General features: G+C 37.6%; 13 protein-coding genes. 8 read left to right on the top strand and 5 right to left on the bottom strand.

Annotated features, from left to right (window positions below; all coding sequences use genetic code 11):
* Nucleotides 1-10: 10 nt before the first annotated feature.
* The 4 genes from MR062_RS03160 to MR062_RS03145 form a co-directional block, all read right to left on the bottom strand.
* Nucleotides 11-913 carry a PhzF family isomerase gene (locus MR062_RS03160; protein ID WP_242202631.1) on the bottom strand — a complete coding sequence of 301 codons (903 nt, stop codon included), beginning with the start codon at nt 911-913 and terminating at the stop codon, nt 11-13.
* 47 nt (nt 914-960) lie between these two features.
* A complete protein-coding gene (locus tag MR062_RS03155; RefSeq protein ID WP_242202630.1) occupies nt 961-1,488 on the bottom strand; it encodes a sigma-70 family RNA polymerase sigma factor in 528 nt (175 codons plus the stop codon).
* Nucleotides 1,489-1,825: 337 nt separating this feature from the next.
* The gene (locus tag MR062_RS03150; protein WP_242202629.1) at nt 1,826-2,794 is read right to left on the bottom strand and encodes a dihydrodipicolinate synthase family protein; all 969 of its coding nucleotides are present in this window, start codon (nt 2,792-2,794) and stop codon (nt 1,826-1,828) included.
* A 373-nt stretch (nt 2,795-3,167) separates the two neighbouring features.
* Nucleotides 3,168-4,013: an AraC family transcriptional regulator gene (locus MR062_RS03145; RefSeq protein ID WP_242202628.1), complete on the bottom strand. Its 846-nt coding sequence runs from the start codon at nt 4,011-4,013 to the stop codon at nt 3,168-3,170.
* Between the two features lie 376 nt (nt 4,014-4,389).
* Between MR062_RS03145 and MR062_RS03140 the strand changes: the two genes are divergently transcribed.
* The 7 genes from MR062_RS03140 to MR062_RS03110 all read left to right on the top strand — a co-directional run bounded on the left by MR062_RS03140 (nt 4,390) and on the right by MR062_RS03110 (nt 15,154).
* A complete protein-coding gene (locus MR062_RS03140; RefSeq protein WP_242202627.1) occupies nt 4,390-5,916 on the top strand; it encodes an aldehyde dehydrogenase (NADP(+)) in 1,527 nt (508 codons plus the stop codon).
* Nucleotides 5,917-5,978: 62 nt separating this feature from the next.
* The gene (locus MR062_RS03135) at nt 5,979-7,661 is read left to right on the top strand and encodes a DUF885 domain-containing protein (RefSeq protein WP_242202862.1); all 1,683 of its coding nucleotides are present in this window, start codon (nt 5,979-5,981) and stop codon (nt 7,659-7,661) included.
* The gene (locus MR062_RS03130; protein ID WP_242202626.1) at nt 7,654-8,664 is read left to right on the top strand and encodes a 4-hydroxyproline epimerase; all 1,011 of its coding nucleotides are present in this window, start codon (nt 7,654-7,656) and stop codon (nt 8,662-8,664) included. Before MR062_RS03135 ends, MR062_RS03130 begins: the two co-directional genes overlap by 8 nt.
* A 30-nt stretch (nt 8,665-8,694) precedes the next feature.
* Complete coding sequence (locus tag MR062_RS03125) at nt 8,695-10,956, top strand: S9 family peptidase (protein ID WP_242202625.1); 2,262 nt, start codon at nt 8,695-8,697, stop codon at nt 10,954-10,956.
* Nucleotides 10,957-10,960: 4 nt separating this feature from the next.
* The gene (locus MR062_RS03120; RefSeq protein ID WP_242202624.1) at nt 10,961-12,208 is read left to right on the top strand and encodes an NAD(P)/FAD-dependent oxidoreductase; all 1,248 of its coding nucleotides are present in this window, start codon (nt 10,961-10,963) and stop codon (nt 12,206-12,208) included.
* A gap of 23 nt (nt 12,209-12,231) precedes the next feature.
* Nucleotides 12,232-13,446, top strand: a complete 1,215-nt coding sequence (locus MR062_RS03115; RefSeq protein WP_242202623.1) for a M24 family metallopeptidase — start codon at nt 12,232-12,234, stop codon at nt 13,444-13,446.
* A gap of 142 nt (nt 13,447-13,588) precedes the next feature.
* Entirely contained in the window at nt 13,589-15,154 is a 1,566-nt protein-coding gene (locus tag MR062_RS03110; RefSeq protein ID WP_242202622.1) for an arylsulfatase, read from the top strand.
* 98 nt (nt 15,155-15,252) lie between these two features.
* Here the strand turns inward: MR062_RS03110 and MR062_RS03105 are convergent, their stop codons facing one another.
* Nucleotides 15,253-15,714, bottom strand: a complete 462-nt coding sequence (locus MR062_RS03105) for an Lrp/AsnC family transcriptional regulator (protein ID WP_242202621.1) — start codon at nt 15,712-15,714, stop codon at nt 15,253-15,255.
* 169 nt (nt 15,715-15,883) lie between these two features.
* Between MR062_RS03105 and MR062_RS03100 the strand changes: the two genes are divergently transcribed.
* Nucleotides 15,884-16,840 carry an NAD-dependent epimerase/dehydratase family protein gene (locus MR062_RS03100; RefSeq protein WP_242202620.1) on the top strand — a complete coding sequence of 319 codons (957 nt, stop codon included), beginning with the start codon at nt 15,884-15,886 and terminating at the stop codon, nt 16,838-16,840.
* Nucleotides 16,841-16,844 lie beyond the last annotated feature (4 nt).

The raw sequence follows: 16,844 nt of genomic DNA, 5'->3' as shown, positions 1-16,844 counted from the left end.
TTAAGGCCAATTATAGAAAAAGCTCTGTTCTGAAAATAACAACCGCTTCACCATTTATTTTAATCGTTGATGGGACTTGGTTTTCAATACTAACCTGTACATTAATCTCTCCCAAACGTCCCATCTGTTCACCTTGCCTTCCTGTAAACTCAAAGAGGTTGTTGTGGGGTTTTATAATTTCATTCTGAATTAAATAACCGCCTAGGGGGCCATTTGCATTTCCTGTTACGGGATCTTCATCGATACCAATAGCAGGAGCAAACATTCTGCCATAGGTTAAAATGTCTTTGTCATTGGAATCGAACGTAAAAACAAAGTAGCCATTGCATCCAATTTGACTGCTTATGGTTTTTAAGGCATCCATTTTTGGTGATAGGGCATTTAGCTTTTTGCGGGATTTAATGCCAATCATAACTTTAGAGTGTCCGGTAGACGCAATTTGTATAGGACAGTTATTAAGTCTGTCCGTTTCAGAAAGCCCTAGGCTTGACACGATTGCATTTGTGGTTTTTTCATCAAACTCTGGTGATAAACTAAATGCGCCTTGTGTCATCGAAATACTATAGTCGTTTTCCTTTTCGTGAATTTCTATGGGCAACACGCCAATTTGTGTTTTCATTTTAAGCACACAGGAACCCATTTTTTTTTCCATAGCTAAGGCATAGCCAGTTGCTATGGTGGCATGGCCGCAAGAAGGCACTTCAGTGGTTGGGGTGAAATATCTAATTTCACCATCAATGCCCTGTTGGTCGGCAGAAAACAAAAAGGCGGTTTCAGAATTGTTCAATTCTCTGGCAATTTGTTGCATTTGTAGGTCGGAGAGTCCATTGGCATGAAGTACGACCCCAGCGGGGTTGCCTTTAAATTTTTCTCTGGTAAAGGAATCTATTTGATAAACAATACGGTTTTTCATTGTTGGAGTTTTTAATAAGACGCTACTGAATCCAAAAAGACGCAAAATTATTTCAAGAAGTCTATAATCTTTCCTTTGGAATCCACTTCAACATTAGGGCAATCTAAGATTTCATTTTTTAAAATGTCTTTGGCACGTTGAACTCTGGATTTGGCTCCAGAATATGATATGTTTTCACGTTCGGCCAATTGTAACTGTGTAAAATCGCAAAAGGAAGTAAGTAAAATAGCTTCTTTATATGTTTTCGAAAGGGTATTTATTTTACCATTAATGCAACTGGACAAGCTTTTGTAAACCATGTCGTCGTTTTCGTTCTCAGGTAACTCTATGGAAGATATATCTTCATCCACATGTTTCTTCTTTCTAAAGAAGTCTATTATCGTGTTTCTGGTAATTTGGTATACCCACGACGTGAGTTTGGATGTGTCTTTTAAGGAATCTATTTTGGTCTGTACCTTAAAAAAAACATCCTGTAAAATATCCTTGGTGTCATCCTCGTTTTTTATCCGTTTTAGAATAAAATTGTAAAGCTCCATGTGCAGGTCATACCAAAGTATTTCAATGTCTTTGTTCATATTTTTTATTCTAATAAGTAGGTGGTAATATCGTTACAAGATACTTATAAATGTTGAGAATTTGTAAAATCATTCATTGAACATAGCAATACCTTGTGTATATAACAATTATTGTTGTTAGCCTGTTTTGTTATAATATATAAATAGGGCTGATTGCAATGGCACATAACCTTAAAAATACAGTTTAGCAATTTAGAACAACTTTAAGTACTTGTTCCTTGAAACTTTTAACTAAAAATGAAGGATTTTAGGAACTTCACATATATGAAAAAAAGAAAATCGCCTAAAAATTACTTTTTAGACGATCTCTTCTATTTGAATGTTTGAAAGTGTTAGACTACAATAAGTCTAAAGCTTCAAGTCTTTCTTTTGCTAGGGTATATCTTGCTTGAACATCATCAATTTGCTGTTGAGTTAATTTTATACCGTAGGTACGAAGCCCTCCAGCTATATCATTATGATGAATACCCATGGCAAACTTAAGATATTCCATAAGTAACGGCTGACCATCCAGATATGATATGGAATTTAAAGCCTGAGAAATTTTGTTTGCCTCAGCCCATTCTCCATTTAAAACATGCTCCTGCATAGTAACGCTTGCTTTTGGGAAGATAACACCTACACCTGTAATACCACCACTTGCTCCAGCAAGTCCTGCGTGTACAGTAACTGTGTCAACCCCTGCCAAAACTTTTAAATCTTTGTTTTCTAACATCAAAGTTTCAATAATTGAAACATCTATAGTCGATATTTTAAGAGCAGTTACATTAGGTAGAGCAGAAATTCTTAGGAGAAGATCAGTTGATATTGCATGATATCCAGCAGCATCAGGATTGTTATAGGGCATAATTGTTACGTCTACATTTCTTGCAGTTGCTTCAGCAAGTTCATAGTAATCATACATTTCATCATCAGATGGAACCGCCTTAGTTTTTGGCGGCATGACCATGACTGTATCCACTCCAACCGTTGCAAGACCTTCAACAATTTTGGCAAGTTCTTCCTTAGTTTCTGCCGCAGCTCCACTAATCAACGGTACATTGTATTCTTTAGCAACCTCAGAAAGGGCTTTAAGTAAAGTAAGGCGCTGTTCAGTGCTTAGGTGGCTGTTCTCACCCAGAGTACCGGAGCCGACAAGTCCGCCCATTCTGCTTCCTCCTTTTCCTTGAACTTTTAAAACATCTGCAGCGTATTTTTTTGTTGCATCTAGGTCAATTTCAAGGGCACCTGATTTTGACTCTTTCAACCATGTAAACACGGCCGGCATAACGCTATGCCTCCAATCTGAACTATTTGTTTCTATCATAATCTCTTATTATCTAAAATTAACCTAAATAAACATTTTTCAAAAAATGTCTTGGGGCAAAAGTATAAAGTAAAACCTCATTAAATGAAGTATTGTTAGCATAAAGAGATATTATATTATCCTTTTTTTAGTATTTTATTAAAAAACAAGGTAGTTGTAATGTCTTTAGAGTAAAATATAGATTTTAAACCGAAAGTAAATTAATGGGGTAAATCTTTATAATTATTTCGTCAAACAAGGTACTTCAAGGAGCAAACACTTTTGGACTATAGTGATGCCAAAGAACGATTTAGGTAAAATATCAATATTAAAAACCTGTTGGAGGTGTTATTTGCCTATTATAATTTTTTATAATAAGTTAGGTGTTAATCTATTAAAACCTTTGCAACCTGTAATGAGATGGTGTTATACCTTTAACCTCTTTAAATTTTCGATTAAAATTAGCGGTGTTTCGAAATCCGCATAGTTCAGAAATGGAGGAAATGGATTGGTCAGGGTTAGAGTTAATGAGTTTACACGCATTTTCTATTCGTATTTCTATTAAAAACTGAAAGAACGTTTTATTAGTGCGCTTTTTAAAATAGCGACAAAAAGCATTTCTAGTCATATTGGCTATTTCAGATATTTCTTCTAAGGTAATAGGCTCCATGTAATTTTCCATGACGTAATTAAATACATCATTCATACGTTTACCTTCATCGTCGGTGTATTTCTTTTTGTAGACAAATGATGATAAAGGTGTTTTTTCGGCTTTGGTAATAAGGTCAATAATTCTTAAAAGACTACTAATACGTTGAACTTTATTCTGGTCTTTTAATTTTAAAAAGAGTTTAATAAGTTTATCCTTTGGAGTTAATATTTTCATTCCGTATTCAGATTCATTAAAAAAATCACTGATAATTTCCATATCAGGCAAATCGAAGAAATGTTTACCAAAAGATTTTCTATCAAAAAACAACGTGTAAACCACAGTTTCATCAGAAAACTTAGTATCTGTTCTAAATACATGTGGTAAATAGCCTCCTAATACAAGAATATCGTCTGGAGAAAAAGTATTAATTGTATCTCCAACTATAAGCGTTCCAGCGCCTTTTTCTACATAGCTAATTTGTATCTCACTATGTTGGTGTAATTGATCGTATAATACTTTTAACCGTTCTTCCTGATATACTAATGCTTCATTATCTGGTTTCGGAATTTTAAATGGAAGTACCTTCATATACTGTTGTTTATGCAAATATTATTAAATTTTTTGCAAAAACGATGTTTATATGGTAATATAGTATTATTATGTGCTAATTATAACGATAGTAAATTTATAAACATGGTCTATTTTTGTCCATTATCTAGACCAATATTATCAGATTATAAGAACTTAGCTGTATTAGCTTAAATTATGATTTTCAAGCATATTTGGTGTGGTGTAAGTTAATGTTTAGCATTAACTTTAGGGTCTCGTTCAAATGTGCTTGATTTTTTTGTTTTTTAAAACAACTGTTTTTGTTTTCAGGTAAATATGGGAGACAATGATGTGATGTATAGCCCATAAGGTCTTAAATGTTATAATAAAAAAGATATTATAAAAAAAAATAAAAATGATTACAGGAAAAAATTATATAGGAAATAAGTTGTCTGCAAAAGGTAGTGTAACACACCATACCATAAACCCAAAATTAAATATTGAAACCCCCACACCGTTTTTTGAAGCGACAATAGATGAGGTAAATGAAGCAGTAGATTTAGCTTGGGGAGTGTTTAAAGAGTATAGAAAAGTATCTGGAACTCGTAGAGCTGAATTTTTAAATGCAATAGCCGACGAGATTTTAGCATTGGACCAAGAGCTGATAGATGCCTATACAACTGAATCTGGTTTGCCTGAAGGGCGTGCCATTGGAGAGCGGGGAAGAACAGTTTTTCAATTGCGTTCTTTTGCCGATTTAGTAGCCAAAGAAGACTGGAGAGAGAATACAATAGATGAAGCTATTCCAGATAGACAGCCTTTGCCTAAAGAAGACTTAAGAAGAACTTTAATACCGTTAGGCCCTGTTGTGGTTTTTGCGGCAAGTAATTTCCCATTGGCATTTTCTACAGCTGGGGGAGATACAGCAAGTGCCTTGGCAGCAGGATGCCCGGTTATAGTAAAAGCCCATGCCATGCATTCCGGAACGGCAGAACTGGTAGCCTCGGCTATAATAAAAGCAGCCGAAAAAACAGGCATGCCAAACGGTGTGTTTTCAAATCTGATGGGTAGAGGAAGAACAGTTGGTACAGCATTGGTAGAACATCCAAAAGTTAAGGCCGTAGGGTTTACGGGAAGTATTGCAGGAGGTCGTGCCCTATTCGATTTGGCATCACAACGTGAAGAGCCCATTCCTGTTTTTGCCGAAATGGGTAGTATCAACCCAGTAGTTATTACTTCAAAAGCAATTAGTAATAGGTCAGCAGAGATTGCTAAAACCTATGCAGGTTCCATAACATTGGGGACAGGACAATTTTGTACCAATCCAGGTTTAATCTTAACGGTTGAAGGACCCAAAACACAGGAATTTGTAAACGATCTTGCAGAAAAAACAGTAGCTATAGAAGCCCAATGTATGCTGCACCCTAATATCAAAAAAGGATTTGTAGAAAATGGAGCAAGCGTAACCTCACAGGCAGGGGTAGAAGTGGTAGGGACAATTCAAGGCGAATTGGATGCAAATTATGCAGCATCGCTTATTGCAACTGTATCTGGTGCCGACTTTTTAGCCAACCCAAAAACCAGCCAAGAAGTATTTGGGCCATTTTCTTTAGTGGTAAGATGTAAAGATGAAGCAGAGCTGTTAGAGGTTATCAATAATTTAGAAGGGCAGTTAACGGGAACCATCATTGCTGAAGAAGAGGAATATGGAAACTTACACGATCTAGTTGATGCTTTAGAGAATCGCGTGGGCAGAATTATTTTTAACGGTGTGCCAACTGGCGTCGAGGTATGTCCAGCCATGCAACATGGTGGGCCATATCCAGCTTCAACCGATTCTAGATTTGGTGCTGTTGGTGCCAATTCAATAAAAAGATGGGTGCGACCAATTAGTTATCAGTCGTTCCCCAAGGAATTGTTACCAGAAGCATTAAGGAAATAATTTTGAAATACAAACATGTGAAATTTTTTCAAAGCATTATAGTATTGTGCGTTATAGGTTTAATGGGCTGTTCTAAAACCCAAAAAACAAAGGGAACCGATTTGCAATCTATAATTACCGACTATGAAAATCACAAAGGGTATGACGAGGCGTCATACCCTTTGGGGGTTTTTACAAAAGCACATTACAAAGCAGAAGCCGAATTTGCCAAAGAGACCTTAGACAAGCTTTCAATGGTAGAGGTTGAAGCCTTAAAAGAAACCGATCAGATTTCAGCAACACTTTTAAAATTTATTTTACAGGATAAAATTGATTATTATGAATTTGAACGCTATTTAAATCCCTTATTGTCTGATGCAGGATTCCATAGTGATCTAACCTACAACGTAAAACCATTAACCAATTACAATCAAGTAAAGGAGTATCTTAAGAAATTAAATGTACTTCCAGAATTTGTAGACCAGCATTTTGAAAACCTAAGAGAAGGTCTTAAAAAAGGGGTGTCGCAACCTTTGGTGATATTCAAAGGTTATGAATCGACCTACGACAGTAACCTTGTAGACGATTACAAGGATAGTTTTTATTATTCCCCTTTTAAAAACTTACCAAACGATTTAAGTGTTCAGCAAAAAGATTCGGTGTTAGTCGCGGCAAAGAATGCTATTGAAAGCATTGTAATACCACAGTTTAAGCGAATAAAGACCTTTTTTGAAACAGAATATTTTCCAAATACAAGAACAACACTAGGGGTTTCGGAAACACCAAACGGAGGAGCTTATTATCAAAATAGAATAAACTATTATACAACAAGTACGCAATATACGGCCGATGATATCCATCAAATAGGGCTGAAGGAAGTGGCTAGGATTAAGTCTGAAATGGAGAAGATTATCGCCGAATTAGGATTTAAGGACAGCTTTGAAGACTTTTTCCAGTTCTTAAGAACAGACCAACAGTTCTATGCAAAAACACCAAAGGAACTATTAATGTTAGCTAGGGATATAGCCAAACGTGCCGATGCACAATTGCCAAGATTTTTTAAAACCCTACCCCGTAAACCTTATGGCGTTGCCCCTGTGCCAGACGCTATAGCACCTAAATATACCAGTGGACGTTATATAGGTACTGAAAAAGAAAGTACTGAACCTGGCTATTACTGGGTAAATACTTACGATTTGCAAAGTAGGACACTTTATACTTTGCCAGCATTAACAGTTCATGAGGCTGTTCCTGGGCATCACTTGCAAGGGAGCTTAAATAACGAATTGGGAGATAGTATACCAGACTTCAGAAAGAAATTGTATTTGTCGGCCTATGGAGAAGGATGGGGATTATATTCAGAGTATTTAGCAGATGAAATGGGGTTGTATACTACGCCTTATGAAAAATTCGGTCAGTTAACGTACGAGATGTGGCGGGCATGTCGTTTGGTGGTCGATACCGGAATTCATGCCAAAGGATGGACAAGAGAGCAAGTAGTTAACTATATGGCGTCTAACACGGCCTTATCCTTACATGAAATAAATACCGAAACAGATCGCTATATTTCTTGGCCGGGACAAGCCCTGTCCTATAAAATGGGAGAGCTTAAAATAAGGGAATTAAGGCAATTGGCTGAAGCAGAGTTAGGTTCAAAATTCGATATTAGGGCCTTTCATGAAATTATTTTAGAACAAGGTACAGTGACGCTGTCCATTTTAGAAAATCGCATAAAAACATATATTCATAAAGTAAAAAATGAGTAAACATACATTTGTTTGTATCGATGCGCACACCTGTGGTAATCCGGTTAGGGTTATTAAAGAAGGTGGTCCCGAACTTATAGGGACGAATATGAACGAAAAACGCCTACACTTTTTAAAAGCGTACGATTGGATTCGTAAAGGCTTGATGTTCGAACCGCGGGGACACGATATGATGAGCGGAAGCATTTTGTACCCGCCGCACAATCCCGAGAACGATTTTGCTATTTTATTTATTGAAACCTCGGGATGTTTACCCATGTGTGGTCATGGAACTATTGGAACCATTACCATTGCCATTGAGGAAGGTTTGGTGACGCCGAAAGTGCCTGGGAAGATACGTATGGAAGCGCCGGCGGGTCTGGTAGAAATTGAATACCAGCAAACAGGAGATAAGGTAGACTGGGTGAAATTGACCAATGTAAAAAGTTATTTGGCTGCAGAAGGCTTAACGGTTGAATGCCCAGAACTTGGAGAGATAACCTTTGATGTGTCTTACGGAGGGAATTACTATGCTATCGTAGATCCACAAAAGAATTTTGAAGGCGTGCATGCCTTTTCCGCTTCAAAAATTATTCAATATTCCCAAGTCGTAAGGCAGCGTATCAATGAAAAATACCCCAATAGGTTTATTCATCCAGAGAATGAAACCATTAGGGATGTGAGCCATATGTTATGGACGGGAAACCCAATAGATCCAACATCTTCAGGAAGGAATGCGGTGTTTTATGGCGATAAGGCTATCGATAGAAGTCCATGTGGCACAGGAACATCGGCGCGATTGGCACAATTACATGCTAAGGGTAAACTAAAAAAAGGAGAGCCTTTTATTCATGAAAGCTTTATAGGCTCCAAGTTTATTGGGAAAGTGGAAGAGGAAACCACAATTGGAAATCAAAAAGCCATCATTCCAAGCATTCAGGGGTGGGCCAAAGTCTATGGGCATAATACCATTACAATTGATACCGCAGACGACCCTTATGCCTATGGATTTCAGGTGATATAAGATGCTTAGTAATTAAAAATATAAATTCTAATGATTAAAAGGTTCAAGTCAATTCATATCCTAAACTATCTTTTTCTTTTAAGTTCACTCTTCTTAAAAGCCCAAGAAATTACCCTGCAAGAATACGAGCGTGCAGTAGCCTTTATGAACTATGGCGATATGGTGCATAATCTGTATACTAATGTTAATTGGTATCAAGATGGAACTGGGTTCTGGTTTGTGGATAAAAGTGAGGAAGGTAATTTATATAAGACGGTTTATTTTAAGGGCCTTGAAGTAAAACCGTTATTCAACCAAGAAAAACTGGCCTTGGCCTTAAATGGGGTTTTAGGTAAAAATACAACGGCTAAATCGATCTCCATTACTAAAGTTGAAAACATCAATAAGGATAAAGTTGAATTGGTTGCTTACGGTAAAACACTGTTGTTAGACCTAAATACATATCAACTGGAGTTCAAAGAAGGAGAAAAAGATGAAAAGACGAAAGCTTTTGAAAGCCTGTCTCCCAATGGTAAGTGGTTGGCTTATACAAAAGAGTATAATTTGTTTATAAAGTCGGTTGAAACCGACCAAGAATTCCAGCTGAGTTTCAATGGCAAGAAGGGGTACGAATATGCTACCTACTATGGATGGTTCGATTTAATGGAAGGCGAGAACGGAGAGCGTCCAAAGCAGTTTAACGTAAGCTGGTCCAATGATTCCAAGTGGCTCAAGACCAATGTAGTTGATTTTAGAAATGCAGAGAAAATGTATCTATTAGATTATTCCGTCGATTCCCTGTATAAACCAAAATTGCTTTCGTACTATAGGGGGTCGCCAGGCGATACAACTTTAGTAAAGGTAAAACCAGTATTTTTTAATGTAGCGACCAAAAAAGAGGTAAAAACCAATTTACCAACCCAAACACATATTAATCCAGTATCCATTGAGTGGATGAAAGCTTCTGGTAAACTTATAGCAAATTGGAAAGAACGTGGGTTTCAAAAAGAATATGTAAAGGAAGTTGACTTAAAAACTAATACAGAAAAAGATTTAATTGTTGAAGTCAGCCAAACCAATATCGATAATTTTAAATATACATGGGTTAAGGGTTGGGACAAGCTACTGTTCCTTTCAGAACGTAGCGGATGGCGTCAATTGTATGTTTTAGATTTAAAAACGGGTATTGAAAGGCCATTAACCCAAGGTAATTTTTTTATTAATAGCATAGAATATATCGACGAGGGTAAAGGAGATGTTTATCTATTGGCTTCAGGGAAGGAGGAAGGCAATAATCCTTATCATCAGCAGTTGTATAAAGTCGATTTAAAGGGTAATATGGTTAACCTAACCTCTGAAAAAGGGCATCATCGTATAGTTTTTTCCAAAGACGGTAAATTTGTGGTAGATAATTATTCAACAGTAACCATGCCCACTAAGACATGGCTTCGTGAAGCAGTTACAGGAAAGATTTTAGCCTTACTATCTGAAGCCAATGTGGATCAGGCCGTTGCTCGGGGATGGGAACCACCGCAAGAGTTTCAGCTTACCGCAAAAGATGGTAAAACGACAATATATGGTGCCATTTGGAAACCTTCAAATTTCGATGCTTCAAAAACATATCCCATTATAGATGCGACATATACAGGACCACACACCCAATTATTTCCTAAATCGTTTGATGTGGCATTTGCCAACCAGGCATTGGCCGAATTAGGTTTTGTTGTGATGCAGGTAGATGGTTTGGGGACTTACGGTAGGTCTAAGGCATTTCATGACCAGTCCTATAAAGACATGGGAAATAATTTAGTGGACCATGTAAAAGCCATTCAATATTTAGGTGAAAAATACAGTTGGATCGATGCTGAAAGGGCGGGTATTTTTGGGCATTCGGCAGGAGGATACGATACCGGAAGGGCGATGTTGGCATTTCCAGAGGTTTATAAAGTAGGGGTGGCCAGCTCAGCCGATCACGATTTTAGAATGGAAAAAGCTTGGTGGCCAGAAATGTACCAAGGGTGGCCAGTAGATAAAACCTATCATGAGGTGTCCAATATTACCAATGCCAAGAACTTGCAAGGGAAGTTGCTTTTGGTTCACGGCGGTCTGGACGATAATGTAAATCCGTCTGCGACCTTTAAATTAGCGGAAGCCTTGGTTAAAGCCAATAAGGAATTCGATCTGTTAATTTTACCCAGCCAGCGGCATGGCTACTCAGGCGTGTATAGGGACTATTTTATAAAGAAACGGTGGAATTATTTTGTGGAGCATTTAAGAGGTGTTAAGCCTATTTGGAATTTTAAATTCGATTAAACAAATGAGCAAGCAAGTTATAGTAATAGGAGGCGGTATTATAGGGTTGAGTTCAGCTTATTACCTTCAAAAAGAAGGCTGTGAAGTTGTGGTTGTAGACCAATCCAATATGGATGCAGGGGCGTCGCATGTCAATGCCGGCTATGTCACGCCAAGTCATTTTATTCCGTTAGCATCACCTGGTATGATTACCAAAGGCCTAAAATGGATGTTCAATGCAGCAAGTCCGTTTTATGTAAAACCCCGTTTGGATATCGATTTTTTAAAATGGGCCTGGGCCTTTAAAAAGTCGGCTACAGCTTCAAAAGTTGAAAGGGCGATTAAGCCCATAAAAGATATCAATCTGTTGAGTCGCGATTTGTACGAAGCTATGAAAGTTTCGGGCGACTTCAACTTTCACTACGAGCATAAAGGCTTGTTAATGTGTTATAAAACCGATAAAACAGGAGAGGAAGAATGGAAGGTTGGGCAGCGTGGGATTAAAGAAGGCCTAAAAGTGGAACAGCTTTCGGCAGAAGAGGTTTCAAAAATAGAACCTAAAGCCAATTTAAATATTAAAGGTGCTGTTTATTTTCATTCCGATGCGCACATGACACCCAATCATTTTATGCCAGAAATGATCACGTATTTAAAGTCTAAAGGGGTTGTGTTTTTTGATAATGAAAAAGTAATAGATATTGAAGTTGCCAATGGAAAGATTGTCCAGGTTATTACAGATAAACAATCACTAAGGGCAGATGAGGTGGTTATGGCGGCCGGAAGCTGGAGTCCGTTGTTAACCAAAAAGCTAGGGCTTAAAATTCCTGTTCAGGCAGGAAAGGGCTATCGAATTAATGTGAATCGAGAAACAAATATTACCCTTCCTGCCATTTTGTGTGAAGCCAAAGTAGCGGTAACGCCAATGGACGGATTCACCCGTTTTGCCGGGACTATGGAAATAGGAGGGATTAATCATAATATTAACCCAGTACGGGTGAATGCCATTGCTAGTGCAGCGCAATCGTATTACAATAATTTGGAGATTACTGCAGAAGAAAAAGCAAATGCCAGTTGTGGATTGCGTCCTTGTACACCAGATGGATTGCCATATATTGGGAAATCTTCAAAATGCAATAATTTAACTATAGCTACAGGGCATGCCATGATGGGATGGAGTTTGGGGCCAGCTACTGGGAAGTTGGTTTCAGAACTTATTGTAGATAGAAAAACGAGTTTAAACCTGGAACCTTTTAGTCCAGATAGAAGGTTCTAAAATCCATTTAGAAAATAATAAATATGAGTGTATACGGCATTGGAGGATCGACCATAGAAGCAGAGCTAAAAAAAATAAGACCCAAAGCGCATTTGGCTAACCCTATAACCAAAGCGGAATATCAGGCCAGGATGAATAAAGTGATTGGTTTGATGAAAGTTGAAAACGTGTCGGCCTTATACTTGCATGCCGGAACCAACTTAAACTATTTTACGGGTACCAAATGGAACGCAAGTGAGCGTATGGTTGGTGCTATTGTTTTTTTAGATGGGACAGTACATTATATTGCCCCACAATTTGAAAAAGGAACGGTATTGGATTTTATGGTTGTTGAAGGTGAGGTGCATTGTTGGGAAGAACATGAAAGCCCATACTTGTTGTTTATAACATTATTGGTAAAAAAGGGTATAACTGATGGTGCTGTCTTTATGGACGAAACAACACCTTTTTTTATCACGGATAATATTTTAAAAGTTTCGTCATCATATCAATTTATTAATGCGAGTAAGGTTATTAATCCATGCCGTATGCAAAAGTCTAAGGCAGAAATTGCTATTATGCAAGTCGCTATGGACATTACGATGGAGGTTCAAAAAGCAGCCGCTCGTATTATGAGGGAGGGTATCACGGCTAAAGAAGTAGAAGGTTTTATTAATGAAGCCCACAAACGTTATGGTATAGCTTCGGGATCTTATTTTTGTATTGTGCTTTTTGGAGTGGATTCTTCTTTTCCGCATGGGGTAAAATCGCCAAAAACATTGGAGCCTAATGAGATGGTATTGGTAGATACGGGATGTGTGTTGCACGACTATATCTCAGATATCACACGAACCTATGTGTTTGGTAAGCCCAACGACGAGCAGACCAAAATCTGGAACATAGAAAAAGAGGCACAATTGGCTGCTTTTAATGCGGCAAAACTCGGTAGAACCTGTGAGTCTGTAGACCTTGCCGTAAGGGTGGTTTTAGAATCTCATGGCCTTGGGCCCGATTACAAACTACCTGGACTACCCCATAGAACAGGGCATGGTATAGGCTTGGACATACACGAAAACCCATACATTGTTAGAGGTAACAAGACCGTCTTAAAACCGGGCATGTGCTTTAGTAACGAGCCCATGCTTTGTGTGCCTAATGCCTTTGGTGTTCGATTAGAGGATCATATTTATATGACTGAAGATGGCCCACAGTGGTTTACAGAGCCAGCATATGCTATAAATAACCCTTTTGGGATATAGTTGATATTTTTAGCCGCATTTGTTTTTGCTAATAATCTTTTATTAGCAAAGGGTTTACTTGGTAGTTTTTAAAATATAAATAACTTTGGGAAATTGAATATTAGGGGTTTATTGCCCCTTTTTATTAAAAGAATCTGTTTCTATGGAATTTAAACAAGTTTATTTATTGCTATTTACTATTGTAGTTGTCTCATGTAATTCAAGAACCAAAAAGAATGAGCCAAAAGAGGTTAAGCCAAATATTATCTACATTTTGGCGGACGATTTAGGTTATGCCGAAACAGGGGCTTATGGTCAGGATAAAATTGAAACCCCAAACATAGATGCTTTAGCTAGGTCTGGTATGCTGTTTACGCAACATTATACAGGAGCCCCTGTTTGTGCGCCTGCAAGAGCATCACTACTGACCGGAAAACATATGGGGCATTCCCCGGTAAGAGGGAATGACGAATGGCAACGGGGAGAGGTTGGAGATGTCTGGGATTATGTAAAAGTAGTCAAAGATTCCACGCTTGAAGGCCAGTCGCCAATAGGAAGGGATGTGGTAACCTTACCAAAATTACTTAAGCAAGCAGGGTATACCAATGGAATGTTTGGAAAATGGGGGTTAGGAGCTCCACATACCGAGTCAATTCCAACAAAAATGGGATTCGATTATTTTTTTGGATATAATTGCCAAAGGCAAGCCCATACTTATAACCCTTTACATCTTTACGAAAATGAAGTGCGTTATCATTTAGCTAACGATACCGTACCGCCCAATACAAAACTAACTAAAGGTGATGATTCATACAATGAAGCGTCCTACGCAAAGTATAATCAGCCTTATTATGCGCCAGAGGTCTCATTTGAAAAAATGATTGCTTTTGTTGATCGTGTAAAAGACGAGCCATTTTTTATGTATTGGGCAACGCCAATACCTCATGCAGCCCTACAAGCACCTAAAAGCTGGGTAGATTACTATGTGAAGAAGTTTGGAGAGGAAGAACCTTATTTAGGTCAAAAAGGCTACTTCCCTGTGCGTTATCCCCATGCAACCTATGCGGCCATGGTATCGTATTTCGATGAAAATATCGGAAAGCTTATAGGGCATTTAAAGAAAACAGGTAAATACGAAAATACACTTATTATATTTTCTTCAGATAATGGGCCAACATACAATGGAGGGACAGATTCCCCATGGTTCGATAGTGCGAAACCATTTAAAAGCGAGTATGGTCGTGGTAAAGGGTTTGTTTATGAAGGAGGCATACGCATACCTATGATTGCCTCATGGCCAAACCATATTAAGCCCGGTACTACAAGCAATCATATTTCGGCCTTTTGGGATGTGATGCCTACCTTGTGCGAAGTAGCAAATGTAAATACTCCAGAAGATATAGATGGCATCAGTTTTTTAAATACACTAACACAACAAGCAGAACAAAAAGAACACCCTTATTTATATTGGGAGTTTCCCGAATATCAAGGTCAGGTGGCGGTGCGTATGGGAAAATGGAAAATGATTTGGAAAGACATTAAAAAAGATAATACCCATGTAGAGTTATATAATTTGGAAGAAGATATAGCTGAACAAAATGATATATCTCAAGACCATCCAGAGATTATTGAAAAGTTTAAGGAGATTATCAAAAAAGAGCACCAAACACCACAAAATAAAAGGTTTTTAATTCCTGCACTTGAGGAGTTGACAAAACAGAAAATGTAAAACGAAAAATAACAGTAAATTACTATGGTATAAAACTAGCATGAAGTTTTGTTCACTATAAAGTTACACATGCTATGGAATTTATAATAAGGTGGGGGTTAAATGTTATATGCTGTAGTATGTAAAATTTCCTTTAAAACAAAGTAGCTTTCCAAAACACCTATGTTTTCAATTTTAGACAATTTTAGTCTTACAAATTGATGGTAGGCATCGAGACTTTCTACGTTAATCTTCAGGAAAAAATCCACTTTTCCAGCCATATGGTAGCATTCCTGTACTTCACTTAGTGTCCTTATTTGTTTTTCGAACTTTTCTATAAAGCCCTCGTTGTGGTAACGTAACGATACCATACACACAGCGGTAATGGGTTTTTTAACCAATTTTTTATCTAAGAGCGCTACATATTTTTTAATATAGCCTTTCTTTTCCAACCTTCTAATCCGCTCGTAAACAGGAGAGGGGGTGAGGTTAAGGGTTTCTGCAATATCCTTGGTGGTTTTCTTGGAATTCTGTTGTAGAATTCTTAAAATGTCTAAATCGGTTGCGTCAAGTCTTTCCATATAAAGATAATTTTACTTCAAACGAATATTATTTAAAACCTGATAAAGGTAAAAAAGCTTTTATTATTGATATTTGAAGGTAAAAATACTTATTTTAAGGCAAATAGAAGGTAAAAATGTTTATATAGTGCTTTATTTCTTAAATTTGTTCTAATATATTTAGAAATAAATGACTACTGAAAATATTCTAATAACGGGAGCTAGTGGGCAGTTGGGAGCTGTACTTACCAAGGCACTTCAAGAAAAATTTGGTGTTGACCATGTTGTGGCATCAGACTTGCGATCTAATAAAGATTACGAGGGTATTTTTGAAATCCTTGATGTTAAAGATATAGAAGCGCTTAAGGCTATGGTGGCTAAGTATAAGATTACCCAAATTTACCATCTGGCTGCTATTTTATCGGCTAAAGGAGAAGAATTTCCATTGATGACTTGGGATATCAATATGAGTACTTTTTTTAATGTTTTGGAAGTGTCAAGACTTTCAAACGTTAAGAAAGTGTTTTTTCCAAGTTCAATAGCGGTGTTCGGCAATAATATAGAACGAGTTAATACACCTCAAGACTCTAACTTGTCCCCTTCTACTGTTTATGGTATAAGTAAGGTAGCAGGTGAAAACTGGGCAAACTATTATTATAAAAAGTATAATCTAGATGTGCGATCCCTTCGCTATCCAGGGGTTATAGGGTATCAGTCCTTGCCTGGAGGGGGAACTACCGATTATGCAGTTGATATTTACCATAAGGCAGTAAAGCAAGAACCTTTTGAGTGCTTTTTAAAAGCCTCTACAACACTGCCCATGATTTATATAGAAGATGCGGTTAGGGCAACTCTGGAGCTTATGGATGCACCAGCCGAAAATATATCGGTGAGAACTTCCTATAATCTTTCGGGAATGAGCTTTAGTCCGGAGGAAGTCGCGGCGTCCATTAAAAAAATATATCCGAAATTTGAGGTTAGCTACAGCCCCGATTTTAGACAGGATATAGCAGATTCTTGGCCTATGAGTATAGACGATGCCCAAGCAAAGGAAGATTGGGGATGGAAACCGCAGTATGATTTGGATGCCATGTCTAAGGTGATGATAGATAATTTAAAAGCATATTATAATTCAGTAATCGCATAAAATA

Origin of the sequence: Aestuariivivens insulae (assembly GCF_022662195.1) — a bacterium.
Classification (GTDB): domain Bacteria; phylum Bacteroidota; class Bacteroidia; order Flavobacteriales; family Flavobacteriaceae; genus Aestuariivivens; species Aestuariivivens insulae.
The sequence above is the reverse complement of the archived record's forward strand: the minus strand, read 5'-3'. Positions and strand labels throughout refer to the sequence as shown.

Coding starts and splice junctions, on each gene's coding strand:
- MR062_RS03160 (WP_242202631.1), bottom strand. CDS start 913: ATGAAAAACCGTATTGTTTATCAAATAGATTCCTTTACCAGAGAAAAA.
- MR062_RS03155 (WP_242202630.1), bottom strand. CDS start 1,488: ATGAACAAAGACATTGAAATACTTTGGTATGACCTGCACATGGAGCTT.
- MR062_RS03150 (WP_242202629.1), bottom strand. CDS start 2,794: ATGATAGAAACAAATAGTTCAGATTGGAGGCATAGCGTTATGCCGGCC.
- MR062_RS03145 (WP_242202628.1), bottom strand. CDS start 4,013: ATGAAGGTACTTCCATTTAAAATTCCGAAACCAGATAATGAAGCATTA.
- MR062_RS03140 (WP_242202627.1), top strand. CDS start 4,390: ATGATTACAGGAAAAAATTATATAGGAAATAAGTTGTCTGCAAAAGGT.
- MR062_RS03135 (WP_242202862.1), top strand. CDS start 5,979: ATGGGCTGTTCTAAAACCCAAAAAACAAAGGGAACCGATTTGCAATCT.
- MR062_RS03130 (WP_242202626.1), top strand. CDS start 7,654: ATGAGTAAACATACATTTGTTTGTATCGATGCGCACACCTGTGGTAAT.
- MR062_RS03125 (WP_242202625.1), top strand. CDS start 8,695: ATGATTAAAAGGTTCAAGTCAATTCATATCCTAAACTATCTTTTTCTT.
- MR062_RS03120 (WP_242202624.1), top strand. CDS start 10,961: ATGAGCAAGCAAGTTATAGTAATAGGAGGCGGTATTATAGGGTTGAGT.
- MR062_RS03115 (WP_242202623.1), top strand. CDS start 12,232: ATGAGTGTATACGGCATTGGAGGATCGACCATAGAAGCAGAGCTAAAA.
- MR062_RS03110 (WP_242202622.1), top strand. CDS start 13,589: ATGGAATTTAAACAAGTTTATTTATTGCTATTTACTATTGTAGTTGTC.
- MR062_RS03105 (WP_242202621.1), bottom strand. CDS start 15,714: ATGGAAAGACTTGACGCAACCGATTTAGACATTTTAAGAATTCTACAA.
- MR062_RS03100 (WP_242202620.1), top strand. CDS start 15,884: ATGACTACTGAAAATATTCTAATAACGGGAGCTAGTGGGCAGTTGGGA.